Source organism: Ideonella azotifigens (assembly GCF_006519715.1).
In the GTDB taxonomy this organism is placed as follows: domain Bacteria; phylum Pseudomonadota; class Gammaproteobacteria; order Burkholderiales; family Burkholderiaceae_C; genus Ideonella; species Ideonella azotifigens.
This window is the reverse complement of sequence record NZ_VIDT01001107.1, coordinates 1-1,226: the sequence shown is the minus strand read 5'-3', so window position 1 is coordinate 1,226 and position 1,226 is coordinate 1. Positions and strand designations below refer to the sequence as shown.

Here is a 1,226-nt window from a genome sequence, read left to right as displayed (position 1 = left end):
GCATGGACGAGCAGCATGCCGGCGGCAAAGATGTCCATCGCCGGCGTGGCGGCCTGGCCGCTGGCGCCTTCGGGCGAAATGGTCGCGACCGAGCCAACGATGCGGCCGTCCGGCGCGGCCGACAGCCGTGTCGCGATGCCGAAATCCATCACACGGGCGCGGCCATCGCGGGCCAGCAGCACGTTGGCGGGCTTCAGGTCGCGGTGGATGATGCCGTGGCCGTGCGCGCAGGCCAGCGCGTCCAGCACCTGCAGCATCATCTCGGCGGCTTCGCGCGGCGCCATCGCGCCCTGGCGCGCCAGGCGGTCGGCCAGGGTCAGCCCTTCGACGCGCTCCAGCACCATCCAGGCCCGGCCACCTTCCTGCATGGCTTCGTGCACCGCCACGATGTTGGGGTGCGACAGGCCGCTCATCAGCCGCGCTTCGGCCAGCCAGGCGTCGCGCTGGTCGCCAGTGACTTCCGGGCGCAGCAGCTTGATGGCGACCTCACGCTGCAGCAATGGGTCCCAGGCCAACCAGACGGTGGCCTGCGAGCCCTGCCCCAGCAAGGCCTTCAGCGTGAAGCGGCCCAGTTGCTGCGGCGTGGCGGCGGGAGTGGGTACTGCCATGGATGGCACGCCGGCAAGGGCGTGAATTTCAAGAAACGTTTTGGCGGCGCAGCCCGGAAGACGAACTCTCTCCGACGGCCGGCAGCGGGCTGCCATGCGGCAGGCCGGTCGCGTCGCCACCCTGCAATTCCAGTTGCAGGGCGTCCTGCATTTCGCGCCCGCTGAGGTTCAGCGCACGCGCATAGCGCTGCACGACCTGGCGCAGCGCAGCCTGCACCCGCGTGGCGGGCTGGTTCAGCGCATCGACAAGTTCACCCGCGCAGCTGGCTGTGGTGCGCAGGTTGTCGGTGTCGCTGTCCGCCGTCCGCACCGGGGCATTCGGCGGCACGCGGCGCATCAGCGCCAGCACGCTGTCGTCCAGCCCCCAGTGCTGGGCCACCGCCACGCCCAGTTCATCCAGGTCCAGCCCCAGCACTGCAAACGAGGCCGCCTCGGGGCTCATCCCGTGTGCGTCCGGTGCAGTCGCCGGCGCGTCGTCGTTCTGCATCAGCTTGCGGATCTGCTCGGCCTCCTCCGGGAAGTGGTACTGCACCACCATCCGGCCGAGGTTCTGCAGCAGCGAGATCAGGTAGACGACCTCGCCGTCGTAGCCAGCCGGCACCAGCCGCACGGCCAGGC

2 protein-coding genes are annotated in these 1,226 nt (G+C 70.3%); both read right to left on the bottom strand.

Going from position 1 to position 1,226, the window contains the following annotated elements:
- The coding region (locus tag FKP22_RS30915) for a serine/threonine-protein kinase (RefSeq protein ID WP_170201198.1) at nt 1–608 on the bottom strand (608 nt) is incomplete at its 3' end.
- A 28-nt stretch (nt 609–636) separates the two neighbouring features.
- Nucleotides 637–1,226 (bottom strand): HDOD domain-containing protein (locus FKP22_RS30910; RefSeq protein ID WP_141292000.1); only part of this gene is annotated, 590 nt, incomplete at its 5' end.